Source organism: Antarctobacter sp. (assembly GCF_048262615.1).
GTDB lineage: Bacteria > Pseudomonadota > Alphaproteobacteria > Rhodobacterales > Rhodobacteraceae > Antarctobacter.
The window spans coordinates 1-16141 of record NZ_JBLXFB010000028.1 but is presented as its reverse complement, the minus strand read 5'-3'; the positions used below and the strand labels follow the sequence as shown (position 1 = coordinate 16141).

Sequence of the window (16141 nt, the reverse complement as noted above, 5' to 3'; positions counted from 1 at the left end):
GGGTGAGGGGCCAGCCCCTCACACTCCCCGGGGGATTTCGACAAAGAAGAAGCGCAAGGAAGCGCCCCGGTCAATCCGGATCGCTGAGATAGCGCGGTTGCAACACGATCACCGTGGGCCGCGCGGGCAGATCGCGCAGCGAGACCTCCAGCGTGGCGCCGTCGCGGCGGTCGATGGCGAAGGTGTCGTCCACATTGGTCAGGAACTGGTCCAGCGCGTAGCCAGAGAACCAGTGCATCGGGATCACGATGGAGCTTTTCAGCCGGTCCACGATGCGTTCCACGGTCGACAGCGGGATGGTCATGCCCCCATCCACCGGCACCATCAGGATATCGGCGCGCCCGAGGGCGGCGTATTGCCGGGAGGTGGGTTCGTGGTGCAGGTGGCCCAGATGGGCGATGCACAATCCCTCGACCTCGAAGATGAAGATCGAGTTGCCGTTCGGCTCATCGCCGCCATAGGCCGACCGGATGTCGGTCGAGACGTTGCGGATCAGCATTTCGCCCAGATCAAGATGGTGTTCGATCCCGCTGCCGAACTCGGCCCCCCAGCCGCGCAGGACGTGCGGGATCGCCGGGTCTATGGCATTGGTCCAGTGGGTGGTGTGGGCGTGGTTCATGGTCACGATGTCGGGGATCAGCCGCGTGTTGCCGATGAAGCCGTTGAAATCGGTCACCGCCTCCAGCCCGCCACGGGTCTGGATCATGAAAGATGCGTGGGCGATGTAGTGAATGCGCACGCTGTAGTCCGGGATCGGAGCGGTCCAGCTGGCCTTGTGCAGGTATTCCAGCCCCGGTGCGGCGTCGGCGATGGCGATGCAATGGCTGGGGCGGCGCTGGTCCTGCGCGTAGGCCGCCGCGGTTGCAATCAGAAGAAAAAGCGTGGCGAGTCGAAGCATGACCGGAGCACCTCGTGTTTGAGCCCCGGCCAGCGTAGCGCGATTCGTGGCGCGGGCGGGCAGGGATGTCCGCTCACATCTGCGTGTGACGGCCCGTGCGCATAACACGCAGGCCGTCCGCTGGCCCGGTTTGTGTCCCGATGCTACAGTTCCTGCGCACGAGGAGGTGTGACAAATGAAGAAATACGTGATCGAACGCGATCTGCCCGGTGTCGGCGGTATGTCCGGCGAAGAACTGTGCGGCGCCGCGAACACGTCAAACGACGCTCTGGCCAAGCTGGCCCCGAGGGTGCAATGGCAACATTCCTACGTTGCCGACAACAAGACGTTTTGCGTCTACCTCGCCGAAGACGAGACGGCGGTAAAGGAACATGCGGAGCTCAGCGGCTTTCCCGCGACCACGATCACCGAGATCAAGACCATGATCGATCCCACCACGGCAGGTTGACGATACCGGAAAAAGGGACGTGACAGGGCCGCAGCCGGGGGCAGGCGGATGGGTCAGCCGATGTCGGTACGGCCACGACGATCCATCCGCAGCGCCGCGTAAAGCACATGTGTCCGCCAGCGTCCGTTGATCTGAAGATAGCTTTGCGCGACGCCTTCGTATTTGAACCCCGACTGCTCCAGTAACCCGCGCGAGGCGACGTTCTCGGGCAGGCAGGCGGCCTCCAGTCGGCTCAACCCCATATGTTCAAAGGCATGGTGGACCATGGCGGCGATGGCCTCGGTCATGTAGCCGTGCCGTGTGTAGCGTTCACCGACCCAGTATCCAAGGGTTCCGGCCTGCGCCGGACCACGGCGGATATTGTCCAGCGTGATCGCCCCCAGCAGCGCCTGATCTTCGCGGCGGATGATGAACATGGGCAAGGCGCTGCCGGACCCGATCGAGCGGGAGGCCCAGTAGACGCGGTTGGTAAAGGACTTGCGCGTCAGATGATCCGCCGCCCAGGACGGCTCCCACGGGGTCAGGAAGTCCTCGCTTTCGCGGCGCAGGAGCGACCACGACGTATAGTCGGAATGGATCGGCGGGCGCAGGGTCAGCCGCTCTGTTTCAAGCCTCACCTTGCGCCTGAACGCCAGCATCATGCCGCCCGGCGCGCCTGTAGTTCGGCCAGCGTGGGGGCCTTGTCCACCGGGCCATAAAGCGCCAGCGCGGCGGCGGCCTCTGCGGCCTGTTCCTCGGCAAAGCGCAGCACGTCGGCGCGGCTGACCGCGTCGATCTTGGCCACGGTCTTTTCGATTGGCGGCACCTCTCCCCAGATCTGGATCATGCGGGCGCTGCGTTCGGCGCGCGAGGACGGGCTTTCGAGACCCATGAGCAGACCGGCCTTCATCTGGGCGCGGGCGCGCTCGACCTCGGCGTCGCTCATGTCCTCGGTGGCGCGCTTCATCTCATCTATGGTCAGGTTGATCAGCTCGGGCATCTCCTCGCCCGAGGTGCCGGCGTAGATCGTGGTCATGCCGGTGTCGGCATAGGCCCCGTTCTGGGCAAAGATGGTGTAGCAGAGGCCGCGTTTCTCGCGGATTTCCTGAAACAGGCGCGAGGACATGCCGCCGCCGAGGGCGACGGAATAGATTTGCGCGGCGTAGAAATCCGGATCTCGATAGCCCGGTGCTTCGAAGGCCAGCGCCAGATGTGCCTGTTCAAGGTCCTTGGTCCGTCGCGCCTCACCGCCGTGAAAACGGGCGGCATCGGCGCTGAGCGCGCTGCGCGGGACCATGTCGCCGAACAGTTCTTCGGCCTGTTTCACCAGCGCGTCGTGGTCGACGCCACCGGCGGCGGAGAGGATCATCTGATCCGGGCCGTAGTGTTCATTGACAAAGGCGGCCAGATCGTCGCGGTCAAATCCCTGCACCCGCGCCGTTTCGCCAAGGATGGTGCGCCCGATGGGTTGGTCGGGGTAGGCCTTTTCCTGCAACCAGTCAAAGATCACATCGTCAGGCGTGTCATGCGCCTGACCGATCTCTTGCAGGATCACATGACGCTCAACCTCGATCTCCGAAGGATCGAAGACCGGGTTGCGCAGGATGTCACCCAGAACATCGACGGCCAGACCGACATCAGCTTTCAGAACGCGGGCGTAATAGGCCGTCACCTCACGCGATGTATAGGCGTTGATATAGCCGCCCACATCCTCGATCGCCTCGGCGATCTGCAACGCGCTGCGCCGCTTGGTTCCCTTGAAGGCCATGTGTTCGAGGAAATGGGCAATGCCGTTCTGCTCGACCCGCTCATGCCGTCCACCCGCCGTGACCCAGAGCCCGACAGCCGCAGATTGCAGGCCGGGCATATCTTCGGTCACGATGCGCAATCCGTTGGAGAGAGTGGCGAGTTTAACAGTCACTTGGCAATACGCTCCTGAATGAGGGTCTCTAGGGCGGTCAGGTCGTTTGCGACCCGTGTCACCCGCTCCGGACGCTCATAAAGGTCCGCCATGCGATTTGGAAGAGGCGGGCGAATGCCGCTGGCCTTTTCAACCGCGTCGGGGAACTTGGCCGGATGGGCGGTGGCCAGCGTGATCATCGGCGTTGCCGGGTCGCGCATGTCCTCACCCACGCGCACGCCGATGGCCGAATGCGGGCAGAGCAGTTCACCCATCGAGTCGTTGGCGCTGCGGATAGTGTCCAGCGTCTGTTCCTCGGACACGCGGCCAGAGTCGAAATGTTCGCGCAGCGCCTGAAGCGCGCCTTGGCTGACGTTGAAGCCGCCGGATTTCAGTTCGTCCATCAGTTGCGCCACGGCGCTGCCATCGCGGCCATAGGCGTCGAACAGCGCGCGTTCAAAGTTGCTGCTGACCTGAATGTCCATCGAGGGGCTGATCGAGGGATGCACCTCGGACGTGGCATATTCACCCGATGACAGGCAGCGGTGCAGGATATCGTTCTGGTTGGTGGCGACCACCAGCCGGTCGATGGGCAGGCCCATGCGCTTGGCGATGTAGCCAGCAAAGATATCGCCAAAGTTGCCGGTGGGCACGGTGAAGCTGACGGTGCGGTCCGGCGCGCCAAGGCTGACGGCGGCAGAGAAATAGTAGACCACCTGCGCCAGAACGCGCGCCCAGTTGATGCTGTTTACACCCGCCAGCCGCACTGTGTCGCGGAACTCAAAGTGGTTGAACATGTCCTTGAGGCGGGCCTGACAGTCGTCGAAATGGCCATCCATCGCCAGTGCATGAACATTGGCCTCGGACGGCGTGGTCATCTGGCGGCGCTGCACCTCTGACACGCGACCATGCGGGAAAAGGATAAAGACATCGACGTTGTCGAGGCCTTTGAAGGCCTCGATGGCGGCGCTGCCAGTGTCGCCGGAGGTGGCGCCGACGATGGTCACACGTTCGCCGCGCCGTTCCAGCGCCTCCTGGAACAGCTGACCGATCAGTTGCATGGCAAAGTCTTTGAACGCCAGCGTGGGGCCGTGGAACAGCTCCAGCAGGAAATGCCCCGGCGCAAGCTGTACCAGGGGCGCGCGGGCGTTGTGGTCAAACCCGGCGTAGGCCTTGGCGATCAGGTCGGCAAAGACCTCATCGGTAAAGCCGTCGCCCACATAGGGCCGCATCACGCGAAAAGCGGTTTCTTCATAGCTGAGGCCGTGCAGGGCGCGGATGTCAGCGGCGCTCATCTGCGGGATGGTTTCGGGCACGTACAGGCCGCCATCGCGCGCCAGACCGGACAGCATGGCCTCTTCGAAGGTCAGCGCGGGGGCCTGTCCTCGGGTCGAAATGTAACGCATGTCAGGACTCCTTGCCTGTCTTGAGACGCCAGATCCAGACGCCTGTCATGATGAGCCAGACCGCGGCGAGCGAAAACCACGTGATGGCATATTGCAAGTGATCGTTGGGAATGCCGCCGGTGTCGATGGGCAGGGGCGTCACGCCCGTGTCCGCGGGCGACATATCGCGGGTGATGACCAGCAGCGGTTCTGTCCCCAGCGCCTCGGCCATCGGGCCGATATCGCGGGCGTACCAGATGTTCACGGCGGGGTCGTTGTCGGGGGTCGAGGAATTTCGATCATCCGGCCAGTGCAGATTGCCCCGCACCGTGGCCGGACCGGCGTAGCGCGGCTGGCCTTTCTGTTCGACGGGCACATAGCCGCGATCCAGCAGGATGCGCCGCCCGTCTTCGGTCTGGAAGGCCGAGATCAATCGCCAGCCAGCGCCGCGCTGCTTGACGGAGACCAGAACGGCCAAAGCGTCGCTGCCGATCTCACCGGTCAGGACAACCGGCTGATAGCGCTGCGCCTCCGGGTCGATGAGGCGGGGCAGGGGCCGTGGGTCGCCGGAGACGGTAGTTTCGATCTCGTTGAGGATGCCGCGCTTCCACTCCAGCCGCTGAATTTGCCATGTCCCCAGCCACACGAGGATCGCGATGCCGGTCAGGCCAAGGGCGAGGGGGGCGATGTAGCGGTTCAAGACCAGCCTCCGGAACGAAAAAGGCGCGCCCCAGTGGGCGCGCCTTGGTTTATCGCGTGACGCGGCGGGTGCAAGCCCTCAGCCGCCCCAGATGTAGACGGCGCAGAACAGGAACAGCCAGACCACATCGACAAAGTGCCAGTACCATGCTGCCGCCTCGAACCCGAGGTGGTTTTCGGGGGTGAAGTGGCCGCGGTAAACGCGCAGCAGGCAGATGAACAGGAAGATCGTTCCGATGAGAACGTGCATCCCGTGAAAGCCCGTCGCCATGAAGAAGTTCGCGCCGTAGATGTTGCCCGAAAAGCCAAAGGCCGCGTGGCTGTATTCATAGGCCTGAAACGCCGTGAACAGCATGCCAAGCAGGATGGCGATGATAAGGCCGTTCTTGACGTCATTGCGGTTGTCCTCATGCACCAGCGCGTGGTGCGCCCATGTGGCCGCGGCACCCGAGCAGAGCAGGATCAGGGTGTTGATCAGCGGCAGGTGCCACGGGTCAAACGTCTCGATCCCGGCGGGTGGCCAAACACCGTCCACGATGGGCGAGTTGCCGGCGGGATCCATCGGGTACATGGCGTGTTTGAAGAACGACCAGAACCAGGCGAAGAAGAACATCACCTCGGACATGATGAACAGGATAAAGCCGTAACGCAGGCCGATCAGCACCACCGGTGTGTGATCGCCGACCTTGTTTTCGACAACGGTTTCAGACCACCAGCCGAACATGACGTAAAGCACGCCAACAAAGCCGATCAGGAACAGCCAGGGGCCGCTCAGGGTGATCGACTTGAACAGGATGGTCATTTCACCCGACATCCAGGCCACCGCGCCGAACAGCATGGCAAAGGCGAAGACTGCGCCCAGGAGCGGCCAGAGAGAGGGGTTCAGAATGTGGTAGTCGTGGTTCTTTGCATGCGCCATGTCAGTTCGTTCCCTCGTTTGGCGTTAGTTGACGGACGCGTCCGCGTCTCTTTTGGCGTCAAGAGCGGCCTGCGCCTCTTCGGGCAGGTCGATCTCGTGGAAAGTATAGCTTAGCGTGATGTGGCCGGTATGTTTGGCATCCCGGTCGGTCACGATCTCCGGGTCGACGAAGAAGCTGACCGGCATCTGGACCCGCTCACCGGGCATCAATACCTGTTCTTCGAAGCAAAAGCAGTCGATCTTGTAGAAAAAACCGCCCGCCTCGTAGGGGGTCACGTTGTAGCTGGCCTGCCCGGCGACCGGGCGGTCGGTCGGGTTGTACGCCTCGTAAAAGGCAAGTCCTTCTTCGCCGATGCGCAGCGTCATCTCGCGGACCATGGGTTTGAACTCCCACGGCATGCCGCGCTCTTTCGAGGCGTCAAAGCGGATCTTGATCGTCTTGTCCAGAATGTCGCCCGCAGCGGAGGCCACGTTGGGTGTGCCGCCGAAGCCGGTGACTTTGCAGAACCAGTTGTAAAAGGGGACAGAGGCCCATGCCAGACCGCCCATCAGGACCACAACCCCAACGGTTTGAAAAAGGGTCTTTTGTTTTCCGTCAATCGCCACTGGACACTCCCTGCTGAGGTTGCATCTGAAGGCCGCCCTGCGTGACTTTCACGTAGGTCAATCCCAAGATGATCACCACAAAGGCGGCCAGCACAAGACCGACACCGGTGTTGCGGCCTTGACGGCGCTTGTGCAGCTCATGTTGCTTGCTCAGGCTCATGCCCAGATCCCCATGCGGTCAAGGCCCGCGTCCACGAGAATCGCACCGAAGTGGGCGAAGAGGTAGAGCAGCGAAAGTTTGAAGAATTTCTTTTCCACCTTGTAGCCATCCGCCTCTGCGGCGTCTTCGTCGCGGCGTGCGATCCGCAAGGCCCCCTTGAGGAAAAGCGCGTTCAGCACCAGCGCGGTGGCCAGATAGACCGGCCCGCCGACCTGGGTAAAGCCGAGGCCGATGGCAAAGACCGCCAGAAGGACGGTGTAGGCAAGGATATGGCGGCGGGTCGCGCGGCGGCCGTGGGTCACGGTCAGCATCGGCACGGTGGCATTGTCGTAGTCCATGCGGACAAACAGGGCGAGCGCCCAGAAGTGCGGCGGCGTCCACAGGAAAGTCAGGCAGAACATCAGCACCGAGGCGGTCGAGATATCGCCGGTCGCGGCGGCCCAGCCGATCATCGGGGGAAACGCCCCGGCGGCACCGCCGATCACGATGTTCTGCGGTGTCAGCCGCTTGAGCCACATGGTGTAGATCACGACGTAAAAGAAGATGGTGAAGGCCAGCAGGCCCGCCGCGACCCAGTTGGTCGCGAGGCCAAGAAAGATCACCGCAAAGGCCGACAGCGTCAGGCCGATGGCCAGCGCCTCGTCCCGCGTGACCTTGCCCGCGGGGATCGGGCGCTTGGCGGTGCGCTTCATGACTGCGTCGATGTCCGAATCGTACCACATGTTGAGCGCGCCAGAGGCACCGCCGCCCACGGCGATGAACAGCACCGCGCAAAAGCCGACGAAGGGATGCACCGCGACCGGTGCCGCCAGTAGGCCCACGAAGGCCGTGAACACCACCAGCGTCATGACGCGCGGCTTCAGCAGGGCGAAATAATCGCCGAACTGGGCCTCGTTCTCATAGGCGTCGGAATGCAGGCTTGCGTCGCTCATTGTGGGTCCCTTGGCAAAAGATGCGCCGCTACGGCGCACCTTACGGATTTGGCGTAGGGTGGGTTTTCAACCCACCAAGGCTCAGTTGGTCAGCACCGCACGGACATCGGTGTAACCACCTTCTTCGATCGAGGCGGCCAGCCATGCCTCATAGGCGGCTTCGCTGACAACCTTGACGGTGATCGGCATGTAGGCGTGGGCAATGCCGCAGAGTTCAGAGCACTGACCGTAGTAAACGCCCTCTTTTTGCGGAGTGAACCACAGTTCCGCCAGACGGCCCGGCACCGCGTCCTGTTTCACGCCAAAAGCGGGGATGGTCCACGAGTGGATCACGTCCGCGCCAGTGACCTGCATCACGATCGTCTTGCCCACGGGCACGACAACCGCGGTATCGGTGGCCAGCAGAAAATCGCTCTTGTCATAGCCGGCCTTGACCAGCTGTGCTTCGACATCCGGGGACATCCGGTTGTCGCCGCCGGTGGCGGGCGAGCCGATCATGTAGGCGTCATAGGCCAGATCGGTGCCGACGTATTCGTAACCCCAGTACCACTGGTAGCCTGTCACCTTGATGGTGATGTCGCCCTCGGGGATTTCCTGCTGCTTGAACAGCACCGGCAGCGAGAACGCGCCGATGAAAACCAGAATGACGATCGGGCCAATGGTCCAGGCCACTTCGAGCGGCGAGTTGTGGGTAAAGGCCTTGGGGACCGGGTTGGCCTTGCGGTTGAAGCGCACGGCCGCGAAGGCCAGAAGCCCGGTCACGAAGAGGGTGATGATGGTGATGATCACCAGAACCATCCCGTCCAGCCACTGAAGATCGGCGGCCAGTTCGGTAGCGGCGAGCTGAAAGCCCATCCCGCCAGCGTGCGGCTTGCCCAGCACGGGAAGGTCTTGCGCCAGTGCTGGCGCCGCGACGAAGGCACTCAGAAGGCCCAGAAGCATCGATTTGCGTTGCATGTCTCACCCTGATCGGTTGCGAGTGTGGTCCACGGGAGGGCCACGGCGGCAGACCCGAACGGTCTACGCACCTCCCATTGCGTTCTGCCCTGCTTAAAATCATATTCCGGTATGCCGGGAAAGCTCGGCCCTTGCGGCAAACCGCCGCTTTTTTGATCCAGATCAAGCCGGAGACGCCCATGACCCCCGCTGCCTTTCGCCCGTTCGACACCCATCTGGACCTTGAAAGCACTACCGCGCTGGTCCGTGAGGCGCTGAACGGTGCCGAGGATGGCGAGTTGTTCCTGGAGCGGTCGCGCTCGGAATCATTGGTGCTGGACGACGGGCGGGTCAAGACCGCCAGTTACGATTCGTCCGAAGGATTCGGCCTGCGCGCGGTGCGCGGTGAGGTGGCAGGCTATGCCCATGCCACCGAAATCAGCGAAAGCGCGCTGAAACGTGCGGTCGACACGGCGCGGCTTGCCATTGGGGACGGCGGCGGGATCATGTCGCCGCCCCCGGCGGGCACCAACCGCACGCTTTATACAGACGCCGACCCGATCGAGGGCGCGAGCTTTCCGGTCAAGCTGGAGACCCTGCGCGAGATCGACGGCTATACCCGCGATCTTGATCCGCGCGTGGTGCAGGTGACGGCGACCATCGCCGCATCCCTGCAAGAGGTCTCTATCCTGCGGGCGGACGGCACGCTTGTCAGCGACATTCGCCCGATGACCCGCGTCAACGTGAGTGTCATTGTCGAACAGAACGGTCGCCGCGAATCCGGGACGGCGGGCGGTGGCGGTCGGGTTTCGCTGGACGGCTTGCTGGCCCCGCAGGACTGGCAGTCCAAGGCGCGCGAGGCGCTGCGCATCGCGCTGGTGAACCTTGAGGCAGAGCCAGCCCCGGCAGGGGTCATGGATATTGTGTTGGGACCGGGCTGGCCCGGCATCTTGCTGCACGAGGCCATCGGTCACGGGCTGGAGGGGGATTTCAACCGCAAGGGGTCTTCGGCCTTTGCCGGGCTGATGGGCCAGCAGGTTGCATCCAAAGGTGTCACGGTTCTGGACGACGGCACCATCCCCGACCGGCGCGGCTCTATCACCATCGACGATGAGGGCACGCCCAGCGGCAAGAACGTGCTGATCGAGGACGGGGTGCTGGTGGGCTATATGCAGGACCGCCAGAACGCCCGCCTGATGGGCGTTCAGCCCACGGGCAACGGGCGGCGGCAGAGCTTTGCCCATATCCCGATGCCGCGCATGACCAATACCTACATGCTGGGCGGCGACGCCGATCCGGCGGATATTGTCGCCGATCTCAAAGACGGGATCTGGGCGGTGGGCTTTGGCGGCGGGCAGGTCGACATCACCAACGGCAAGTTCGTGTTCAGCTGCACAGAGGCGTACCGCGTCAAGAACGGCAAGGTCGGCGCGCCGGTGAAGGGGGCCACGTTGATCGGCGACGGCGCCACCGCGTTGCAACAGATCCGGGCGATGGGCAATGACATGGCGCTGGACCCCGGCATGGGCAACTGCGGCAAGCAGGGGCAATGGGTGCCGGTGGGCGTCGGGCAGCCGACGGTGATGATCGGCGGATTGACCGTCGGCGGCGCGCAGGCCTGACGGGTCGGTCGGGTCGGCGCAAGGCCGGGCACCGGCACAAAGCCCGCCAATCGGCCCAAAGTGGCGCGGCGCACAGGTTTGAGGCCGGGGGCAAGCCATCGATTCGATGGCCGGCTGCGTGGTGGATGTTGCAATGCGCCACGACTTTTCACCTGATTTTCCTAGAATTCGTAGGGCTGCGCCTTGCTCTCAAGGAAATCGTGGGACGATTTACCTCTGGTTAACCAGCCTGACGCTATGACTTGTAAAGCAAGACGACGGGGTCCGGATGCGCGACGAAACTCACTCTTCCACTCACCCCCCACTCCCACCCACCACGGAAGATCATCGTGTGGACTGGCTCCGTCTCTTGCGCTCGCGTCGGGTTGGGCCGACGACGTTCTGGAGATTGCTGGCCGAACACGGCAGCGCCAAGGCGGCGCTGGAGGCGTTGCCCGAGGTCGCCCGCGCGGCCGGTGTCGACAAATACGACTGCTGTCCAATTGGCGTGGTCGAGGCGGAGCTGGCCGCCGGACGGCGCATCGGCGCCTGGCTGATCTGCCGGGGAGAGCCGGACTACCCCGAAGACCTTGCAGATATTTCCGACGCGCCCCCGATCCTCTGGGGGGTCGGTGACCGCGCCGTATTGCGCCGCGCCAAGGTGGCGCTGGTCGGCGCGCGCAGCGCGTCATCGCTGGGCATCCGCATGGGGCGGCGTCTGGCCGAGGGGCTGGGGGCTGCGGGCCATGTGGTGGTCTCCGGGCTGGCACGCGGGATCGACACGGTTGCGCATCTGGGCGCGCTGCCCACCGGCACAATCGCTGTCATGGCGGGCGGGGTCGATGTGCTTTATCCCTCGGAGAACACCAAGCTGGCCGACGAGATCGCCGCCAATGGCGGTGCCCGTGTCAGCGAACAACCCATTGGAATGCAACCGGTCGCGCGCCACTTTCCGACCCGCAATCGCATCGTCTCGGGCCTGTCGCGCGGCGTTGTGGTGGTCGAGGCGGCGGCCAAGTCGGGGTCCCTGATCACCGCGCGCACCGCGCTGGATCAGGGGCGTGAGGTGCTGGCTGTACCTGGTCATCCGATGGACGCCCGCGCCAGCGGCTGCAACATCCTGATCCGGGACGGCGCGCGGCTGATCCGCAATGTAGACGACATCCTGGAGGCGCTGCCGCCAGCAGAGGCCCCCGCATCGCCTGATCGCCAACCCCGACTCGACCTTCCCGAACCGCAAGCCGCGCCGCCCGCCGCGAGGCCGGACACGCCCGCGGGCAAAGGCACTCTACGCGAAGCCGCGGCGCTGCACCGGCAAATCCTCGACCGGCTGGGGCCGTCACCATTGGCCGAGGATCAACTGATCCGGGATCTTGGCGCATCGGCGGGCAAGGTTTCTCCGGCCTTGACCGATCTGGAGCTTGACGGCCAGATCCGGCGACAGCCCGGCGGCCTTCTGTCGCTTGTGCCGCGCAACTGACGTGGGTCAGCAGACCTCGGGGATGACCGAACCCCACATTGGGCAGAACTGCGGGTCCGCCCACCAGACATCGGTGGCCCCCATCGCATGATGCACCGCGACCCATGCGTCGCCGGACCGCTGGTAGAGCGCCTGAATATCGACCCCATCCCAGTCAAAGGGGTTGTCCCATCCCGGTCGCTGCGGAATTTCGTCTGCGGTGATCTCGCCCCCGCCGGGCCGCACCGGATGCAGGCTTGCAAAGGCGACGTCGCCGCTGACCCGCAGATCGGAGACGACAAAGGTCACTGGCGCGCCCAGCGTCCATTCGGCAATCGGTCGCATCGAATCCATCAACTGGGTCCGCAGGGCAGACCCCCGCGCTGGCGTCTCCCATGCAGAGGCGGTCAGCGGGACAAGTGTCAGGGTGGCGGCGGTCAGCGTCACGGCAAATCGGAACACGGCAAATCCTCCTTGGAATGCTGTCACAGTAAGCGCAAGAACCACCCGCCGAGAAGCCTGTTCCGCCGCTTCGCGGCACCCCTGATTGACAAAACGGCCTTGCACCCCACATGTTGCGCCGCCATACGCGGCCCCAGACAAGGCCCCGCAAGGCCAGAGTATTTATTCGCGAGGTAGCAGAGTCCCATGCCCGTCGTTGTCGTCGAATCCCCGGCCAAGGCCAAGACAATCAACAAGTATCTGGGGTCCGATTACACGGTTCTGGCATCCTACGGACACGTCCGCGACCTGCCGCCCAAAGATGGATCTGTCGATACAGAGCACGATTTCGCCATGAAATGGGAGATCGCCAACGATTCGCGCAAACACGTTGCCGCCATCGCCGAAGCGTTGAAGACCGATGACGAACTGATCCTCGCAACCGACCCCGACCGCGAAGGCGAGGCGATCAGCTGGCATCTCAAGGAGGCGCTGACCAAGCGCCGCTCGATCAAGAAAACCACCAAGGTGGAGCGCGTGACCTTCAACGCCATCACCAAGGCCGCCGTCACCGAGGCGATGAAGAACCCGCGCGACATCGACGCGCCGCTGGTCGAGGCCTATCTGGCACGCCGCGCGCTGGACTACCTCGTCGGGTTCAACCTGTCGCCGGTGCTGTGGCGCAAGCTGCCCGGCGCGCGGTCGGCGGGGCGGGTGCAGTCGGTCTGCCTGCGCCTGATTGTCGAGCGCGAGCAGGAAATCGAGGCGTTTAACCCGCGTGAATACTGGCAGGTGCGCGCCGCGCTGACCACGCCGCGCGGGCAGACGTTCGAGGCACGGCTTGTCAATCTTGCCGGTAAAAAGCTGGACCGCTACGACATTTCTAATGTGACCGACGCGGAAATGGCTGTCAGCGCCATAGAAAAGCGCGCGCTCAAGGTAATGAGCGTCGAGGCAAAACCGGCCTCACGCAACCCATCGGCGCCGTTCATGACCTCGACCCTGCAACAAGAGGCCAGCCGCAAGTTCGGCATGGGCGCCAAGGCGACGATGAACACGGCGCAGCGTTTGTACGAGGCCGGGTACATCACCTACATGCGGACCGACGGCATCGACATGGCCCCCGAGGCGGTGCAGGAATGCCGCGCCGCGATTCAGGACCGCTTTGGCAAGGAATACGTGCCGGGCAGTCCGCGCATCTACAAAAACAAGGCCAAGAACGCGCAGGAAGCGCACGAATGTATCCGCCCGACCGACATGACCAAGGACGCAGAGGCGCTGCGGCTGGCGGAACCGGATCAGCGCAAGCTGTACGATCTGATCTGGAAGCGCACGCTGGCGGCCCAGATGGAAGGCGCGCGGCTGGAACGCACCACGGTCGACATCGGCAGCGACGACGGTCAGGTGGGCCTGCGCGCGACCGGGCAGGTCGTTTTGTTTGATGGCTTTCTCAAGGTCTACGAAGAAGGCCGCGACGAACCGGCAGAGGATGACGACAAGCGCCTGCCGCAGATCATGCAGGGCGAACCGGCGAAATTTGCAGCCGGAAGCCTGAAATCTGACCATGCCAAGGCGATGGAAAAGGGCACCGAGCGCGGATTGCCAGCCGTGATGTCCGACGACGGCGCGACATTGGCGACGCAAAGCTATACCAACCCGCCGCCGCGCTACACCGAGGCGACGCTGGTCAAAAAGATGGAAGAGCTGGGTATTGGTCGGCCCTCGACCTATGCCAGCGTTATCACCACAATTCAGGACCGCGAATACGTCCGCAAGGAACAGAACCGCCTGTTCCCGGAGGACAAGGGCCGGATCGTCACGATCTTCCTGCTCAACTTTTTCAAACGCTACGTTGAGTACGACTTTACCGCCGCGTTGGAAAACGAGCTGGATCAGGTCAGCGCGGGGGACAGCGACTACAAGGACCTGCTGGCCAAGTTCTGGCGCGATTTCAGCGCCGCGATCAGCGAGACGTCGGACCTGCGCATTTCCGAAGTGCTGGACGTGCTGGACGAGGCGCTGGCGCCACAACTGTATCCCCCGCGCGAGGATGGCAGCGATCCGCGCATCTGCCCGAAGTGCGGCCTTGGGCAACTGCACCTCAAGACGTCGCGCACCGGCGGTTTTGTCGGGTGTGGCAACTATCCCGAATGCACCTATACCCGCCCGATTGCCGGGGAAGGGGCCGATGGGGAAGAGCGCGTTCTGGGAGAAGACGCAGGGGATGAGATCTGGCTCAAGGCCGGTCGCTTTGGTCCTTATGTGCAACGCGGCGAGCCGACACCCGAGAACAAGAAACCGCCGCGCGCCTCGCTGCCCAAGGCCAAGGGGCAATATCTGCCCGGTTGGGAGCCGGATGGCATGACGCTGGAAAAAGCGCTGACCCTGCTGACCATGCCGCGCGAAATCGGCATGCATCCCGAGGGTGGCGTCGTCAGTTCCAACCTTGGCCGCTTTGGTCCCTACATCATGCACCAGAAACCTGATGAGGAGAAACCGGTCTACGTCAACCTCAAGGAATTCCAGGAGGTTTTCGAGATCGGCATGAACCGGGCGGTGGAATTGCTGGCGGAAAAGCGGGCCAATCCGGGACGCGGGCGCGGGTCGGCGGCCAAGGCCCTGCGTGAGTTGGGGGAACATCCCGACGGCGGCGCGTTGAGTGTCTTTGAGGGGCGTTACGGACCCTATGTGAAGTGGGAAAAGGTCAATGCGACCCTGCCCAAGGACGTCGACCCCAAGGATATCACGCTTGAGGCGGCGGTGGCGCTGGTGAATGAAAAGGCCTCAAAAGGCGGCAAGAAAAAGGCCGCCCCCAAGAAAGCCGCAGCCAAGAAAACAACGGCGAAAAAAGCCCCCGCCAAAAAGCCCGCCGCCAAGAAGGCAGCCCCGAAAAAGGCCTCTGGCGAGGCAGGCTGAGCCCGAGACACATCCTGTAAATAATATGTGATTGGTGCCGCAGCGCAGCGAGTTGTATCCATGCCTGAAAACAGGCATGGAGATCATCATGACAGGCAATTTTTCCAGACGCGGCCTGCTGCTGGCGGGCGGCGCGGCATGGATCGTACCGGGACAGGTGCGCGCGCAGGAGCGGGCGGAAGCAACCGCCGTCCGTCGCAACGTGTCGAGCTTTGCCAGTCAGGACTGGCGGGATCATTTTGACGCCTTGGGCGTGGGGTGCATCGTTTGCGACACCGCCAGCCGCGCCCTGCATTACTGGAGCGCGGACGGCAGCGACTATCGGATCTACCCGACCTCGGTGCCCAAAACGGATGAATTGACCAAGCGTGGCTATACAAAGATCGTGCGCAAGAAAGTTGGCCCGTCGTGGACCCCCACGGCGTCGCAGATGGAACGCTTTCCCGATTGGAAGCCCGTCGAGGGCGGCGCGGCGGACAATCCGCTGGGCACGCACGCGATGTATCTGGATTGGCCGGCTTATCTGATCCACGGTACGCACGACACGCGCAAGATTGGCCGCCCGTCTTCGGACGGGTGCATCGGCCTGTACAATGAGAAAATCGCCGAGCTTTTCGAGATTACGCCAATCGGCACACAGGTGCGCCTGATCTGATGTTAGCGCTTACACCCCCGGTGGTGCGTTGACTTCTCCCTGTAGGGCGGCGAAAACTCCTTTGATCCAGATATCAGGGGAGTTTTCCATGAAAAAGGTCTACGGCACGGCTGCCGAGGCATTGGATGGCGTGCTGTTCGACGGCATGCTGATTGCGTCGGGCGGCTTTGGCCTTTGCGGCATACCGGAACTGCTGATCGACGCGCT

The 16141-nt window shown here is 63.4% G+C and carries 17 protein-coding genes; 6 read left to right on the top strand and 11 right to left on the bottom strand.

The window, feature by feature from the left end:
* Positions 1-70 precede the first annotated feature (70 nt).
* Positions 71-898, bottom strand: a complete 828-nt coding sequence (locus ACN0S5_RS20575) for an MBL fold metallo-hydrolase (RefSeq protein ID WP_417210835.1) — start codon at positions 896-898, stop codon at positions 71-73.
* Positions 899-1073: 175 nt separating this feature from the next.
* On the opposite strand from ACN0S5_RS20575, the gene ACN0S5_RS20570 reads away from it, so the two are divergent.
* On the top strand, positions 1074-1346 hold the full coding sequence (locus ACN0S5_RS20570) for a DUF4242 domain-containing protein (protein WP_417210833.1): 273 nt from the start codon (positions 1074-1076) through the stop codon (positions 1344-1346).
* A 53-nt stretch (positions 1347-1399) separates the two neighbouring features.
* Here ACN0S5_RS20570 and ACN0S5_RS20565 read toward each other — a convergent pair whose 3' ends face one another.
* The 9 genes from ACN0S5_RS20565 to coxB all read right to left on the bottom strand — a co-directional run bounded on the left by ACN0S5_RS20565 (position 1400) and on the right by coxB (position 8883).
* Positions 1400-1984 carry a GNAT family N-acetyltransferase gene (locus ACN0S5_RS20565; RefSeq protein WP_417210832.1) on the bottom strand — a complete coding sequence of 195 codons (585 nt, stop codon included), beginning with the start codon at positions 1982-1984 and terminating at the stop codon, positions 1400-1402.
* A complete protein-coding gene (locus ACN0S5_RS20560) occupies positions 1984-3246 on the bottom strand; it encodes a M16 family metallopeptidase (RefSeq protein WP_417210831.1) in 1263 nt (420 codons plus the stop codon). The genes ACN0S5_RS20565 and ACN0S5_RS20560 overlap by 1 nt, the downstream gene beginning before the upstream one ends.
* Positions 3243-4631: a threonine synthase gene (gene thrC / locus ACN0S5_RS20555; RefSeq protein WP_417210829.1), complete on the bottom strand. Its 1389-nt coding sequence runs from the start codon at positions 4629-4631 to the stop codon at positions 3243-3245. Before thrC ends, ACN0S5_RS20560 begins: the two co-directional genes overlap by 4 nt.
* A gap of 1 nt (position 4632) precedes the next feature.
* Positions 4633-5310, bottom strand: coding sequence for an SURF1 family protein (locus tag ACN0S5_RS20550; protein ID WP_417210828.1), 678 nt, complete (start codon positions 5308-5310; stop codon positions 4633-4635).
* 78 nt (positions 5311-5388) lie between these two features.
* Positions 5389-6228, bottom strand: coding sequence for a cytochrome c oxidase subunit 3 (locus tag ACN0S5_RS20545; protein WP_417210826.1), 840 nt, complete (start codon positions 6226-6228; stop codon positions 5389-5391).
* A 24-nt stretch (positions 6229-6252) separates the two neighbouring features.
* Positions 6253-6834, bottom strand: a complete 582-nt coding sequence (locus ACN0S5_RS20540; protein WP_417210824.1) for a cytochrome c oxidase assembly protein — start codon at positions 6832-6834, stop codon at positions 6253-6255.
* Complete coding sequence (locus ACN0S5_RS20535) at positions 6824-6994, bottom strand: cytochrome C oxidase assembly protein (RefSeq protein ID WP_417210823.1); 171 nt, start codon at positions 6992-6994, stop codon at positions 6824-6826. Before ACN0S5_RS20535 ends, ACN0S5_RS20540 begins: the two co-directional genes overlap by 11 nt.
* On the bottom strand, positions 6991-7926 hold the full coding sequence (cyoE, locus tag ACN0S5_RS20530) for a heme o synthase (RefSeq protein WP_417210821.1): 936 nt from the start codon (positions 7924-7926) through the stop codon (positions 6991-6993). Before cyoE ends, ACN0S5_RS20535 begins: the two co-directional genes overlap by 4 nt.
* 81 nt (positions 7927-8007) lie before the next feature.
* A complete protein-coding gene (gene coxB / locus ACN0S5_RS20525) occupies positions 8008-8883 on the bottom strand; it encodes a cytochrome c oxidase subunit II (RefSeq protein ID WP_417210820.1) in 876 nt (291 codons plus the stop codon).
* Positions 8884-9062: 179 nt separating this feature from the next.
* On the opposite strand from coxB, the gene tldD reads away from it, so the two are divergent.
* The gene (gene tldD, locus ACN0S5_RS20520) at positions 9063-10484 is read left to right on the top strand and encodes a metalloprotease TldD (protein ID WP_417210818.1); all 1422 of its coding nucleotides are present in this window, start codon (positions 9063-9065) and stop codon (positions 10482-10484) included.
* A gap of 268 nt (positions 10485-10752) precedes the next feature.
* Positions 10753-11943 carry a DNA-processing protein DprA gene (gene dprA / locus ACN0S5_RS20515; RefSeq protein ID WP_417210815.1) on the top strand — a complete coding sequence of 397 codons (1191 nt, stop codon included), beginning with the start codon at positions 10753-10755 and terminating at the stop codon, positions 11941-11943.
* A 6-nt stretch (positions 11944-11949) separates the two neighbouring features.
* On the opposite strand, the gene ACN0S5_RS20510 is transcribed toward dprA, so the two are convergent.
* The gene (locus ACN0S5_RS20510) at positions 11950-12384 is read right to left on the bottom strand and encodes a hypothetical protein (protein ID WP_417210813.1); all 435 of its coding nucleotides are present in this window, start codon (positions 12382-12384) and stop codon (positions 11950-11952) included.
* Positions 12385-12570: 186 nt separating this feature from the next.
* Between ACN0S5_RS20510 and topA the strand changes: the two genes are divergently transcribed.
* The 3 genes from topA to ACN0S5_RS20495 all read left to right on the top strand — a co-directional run.
* Positions 12571-15279: a type I DNA topoisomerase gene (gene topA, locus ACN0S5_RS20505; RefSeq protein WP_417210811.1), complete on the top strand. Its 2709-nt coding sequence runs from the start codon at positions 12571-12573 to the stop codon at positions 15277-15279.
* 76 nt (positions 15280-15355) lie between these two features.
* Complete coding sequence (locus ACN0S5_RS20500; RefSeq protein WP_417210810.1) at positions 15356-15934, top strand: L,D-transpeptidase; 579 nt, start codon at positions 15356-15358, stop codon at positions 15932-15934.
* Positions 15935-16022: 88 nt separating this feature from the next.
* A partial coding sequence (locus tag ACN0S5_RS20495) for a CoA-transferase (protein WP_417210876.1) occupies positions 16023-16141 on the top strand: 119 nt, incomplete at its 3' end.

Excerpts from the sequence above, each read along its gene's own strand:
- ACN0S5_RS20575 (WP_417210835.1), bottom strand. The coding sequence starts at position 898 with ATGCTTCGACTCGCCACGCTTTTTCTTCTGATTGCAACCGCGGCGGCC.
- ACN0S5_RS20570 (WP_417210833.1), top strand. The coding sequence starts at position 1,074 with ATGAAGAAATACGTGATCGAACGCGATCTGCCCGGTGTCGGCGGTATG.
- ACN0S5_RS20565 (WP_417210832.1), bottom strand. The coding sequence starts at position 1,984 with ATGCTGGCGTTCAGGCGCAAGGTGAGGCTTGAAACAGAGCGGCTGACC.
- thrC (WP_417210829.1), bottom strand. The coding sequence starts at position 4,631 with ATGCGTTACATTTCGACCCGAGGACAGGCCCCCGCGCTGACCTTCGAA.
- ACN0S5_RS20545 (WP_417210826.1), bottom strand. The coding sequence starts at position 6,228 with ATGGCGCATGCAAAGAACCACGACTACCACATTCTGAACCCCTCTCTC.
- ACN0S5_RS20535 (WP_417210823.1), bottom strand. The coding sequence starts at position 6,994 with ATGAGCCTGAGCAAGCAACATGAGCTGCACAAGCGCCGTCAAGGCCGC.
- cyoE (WP_417210821.1), bottom strand. The coding sequence starts at position 7,926 with ATGAGCGACGCAAGCCTGCATTCCGACGCCTATGAGAACGAGGCCCAG.
- coxB (WP_417210820.1), bottom strand. The coding sequence starts at position 8,883 with ATGCAACGCAAATCGATGCTTCTGGGCCTTCTGAGTGCCTTCGTCGCG.
- tldD (WP_417210818.1), top strand. The coding sequence starts at position 9,063 with ATGACCCCCGCTGCCTTTCGCCCGTTCGACACCCATCTGGACCTTGAA.
- dprA (WP_417210815.1), top strand. The coding sequence starts at position 10,753 with ATGCGCGACGAAACTCACTCTTCCACTCACCCCCCACTCCCACCCACC.
- topA (WP_417210811.1), top strand. The coding sequence starts at position 12,571 with ATGCCCGTCGTTGTCGTCGAATCCCCGGCCAAGGCCAAGACAATCAAC.
- ACN0S5_RS20500 (WP_417210810.1), top strand. The coding sequence starts at position 15,356 with ATGGAGATCATCATGACAGGCAATTTTTCCAGACGCGGCCTGCTGCTG.